The sequence below is a fragment of the Acidobacterium sp. S8 genome (genome assembly GCF_009765985.1).
Taxonomy (GTDB): domain Bacteria; phylum Acidobacteriota; class Terriglobia; order Terriglobales; family Acidobacteriaceae; genus Alloacidobacterium.
In genome coordinates this window covers 76,420-78,042 of sequence record NZ_LMUM01000002.1, presented here as the reverse complement: position 1 = coordinate 78,042, position 1,623 = coordinate 76,420, and the positions used below count along the sequence as shown (strand labels likewise).

Genomic DNA, 1,623 nt, shown 5'->3' with positions numbered 1-1,623 from the left:
CCAGAAATTCAGCTATTAGCTTCTGGCTATTAGCTTCTAGCGTGTGGGTGCGGTCGCCGGTTTGAATGCGACCGCCGTCTTGCGTCAGGCAGGAATCGGCTGGGAGTTAACAGTTGGAGGTTAAAAGCTAAGCGGTTGCGGGAGTAACTCAGTGGTAGAGTCACAGCCTTCCAAGCTGTTGGTCGCGGGTCCGATTCCCGTCTCCCGCTCCAGAATTTTAAGTAAGCGGAGCGCGTAGCAATAATGTTCGAGCAGGCAGTTCTTCCGGTACAGGATGAAAAGACTTTTGCCGAGGTGGAAAAGGCGCTGCAGGAAGCTTTTGCTCCGGCGCATGCGGCAAAGTTTCTTCGTCAGATAGAGCGGGCAAGGCTGCGGGCCCGCCAGTTTGAAGCAATTCTGGCGCATGGATTTCTCGGCGCGAAGACGCCAGCGCTTTACGGCGCGCTTGGCGATTCCGACCGTGGACAGGTGCGTGAGATGTATCTCGGGCTGGTGGAGCATGTTGCACCGGAGCTGCGGCAGAAGTATTTGAAGGTGTACGCGTATTACTGAGGAGTTTGCATTTGCGCAGGCCTCTGAGCCCAATGTCTACGTAGTGATGTGGGAGTTTGAGGTGCGTGAGGGCTGCGAGACCGCCTTTCTCGAAGCGTATGCCTCCGATGGTATTTGGGCCCGGCTCTTCCGGAAGTCTCCGGAGTTTCTGGGTGTGGAATTGGTGCAGAGCGTCAAGCGTCCCATGCGGTATTTCACGCTGGATGCGTGGACCTCGCGCAGGGCATTTGAAGATTTTCGGCTGGCGTATTGCGAAAGCTACGAGACGCTGGACGTGAAATTAGCAGGATTAACGGAATGGGAGCGCCAGATTGGCGCATTTCCCTCCGAGTAAAACGAGGAGAATTCGCAATGGCGAAGGAGAAATTTGACCGGTCGAAGCCGCACGTGAATGTGGGGACGATAGGACATATCGATCACGGGAAGACGACGTTGACGGCAGCGATCACGAAGGTGTTGTCGAAGCATAATCCGAACAACAAGTTCCGCTCGTTTGACACGATTGACAACGCGCCTGAGGAGCGGGAGCGCGGCATCACGATCGCAACGGCGCACGTGGAATACGAGACGGCGAACCGTCACTATGCGCACGTCGATTGCCCGGGCCACGCCGACTACATCAAGAACATGATCACGGGCGCAGCGCAGATGGACGGTGCAATTCTCGTGGTGGCAGCGACCGACGGTCCAATGCCGCAGACCAAGGAGCACGTTCTCCTGGCTCGCCAGGTAGGCGTGCCATACATCGTGGTCTTCCTGAACAAGTGCGATGCGGTTGAGGATCCTGAGCTGATCGACCTGGTCGAGATGGAAGTGCGCGAGCTGTTGTCGAAGTACAACTTCCCCGGCGACGATGTGCCGGTGGTTCGCGGTTCAGCACTGGGCGCCCTGAACGGCGAAGCGCAGTGGGAAGCAAAGGTAGACGAGCTGATGCAGGCAGTGGACGACAATGTTCCTCTACCGGCACGCGCGATCGACCAGCCCTTCCTGATGCCGATGGAAGACATCTTCTCGATCTCGGGCCGCGGCACAGTCGTGACGGGCCGTATCGAGCGCGGCAAGGTGAAGGTG

General features: G+C 57.5%; 3 protein-coding genes and 1 tRNA gene. All 4 read left to right on the top strand.

What is annotated here, in order from left to right:
- Positions 1 to 137: 137 nt before the first annotated feature.
- Positions 138 to 212, top strand: a tRNA-Gly gene (locus GSQ86_RS00445).
- Positions 213 to 243: 31 nt separating this feature from the next.
- Positions 244 to 552: a hypothetical protein gene (locus tag GSQ86_RS00440; protein ID WP_158747988.1), complete on the top strand. Its 309-nt coding sequence runs from the start codon at positions 244 to 246 to the stop codon at positions 550 to 552.
- A gap of 46 nt (positions 553 to 598) precedes the next feature.
- Positions 599 to 886 carry an antibiotic biosynthesis monooxygenase gene (locus GSQ86_RS00435; RefSeq protein WP_256366810.1) on the top strand — a complete coding sequence of 96 codons (288 nt, stop codon included), beginning with the start codon at positions 599 to 601 and terminating at the stop codon, positions 884 to 886.
- Positions 887 to 903: 17 nt separating this feature from the next.
- Positions 904 to 1,623, top strand: a 720-nt coding sequence (locus GSQ86_RS22910) for an elongation factor Tu (RefSeq protein WP_216840959.1), incomplete at its 3' end; no start/stop codon positions are given.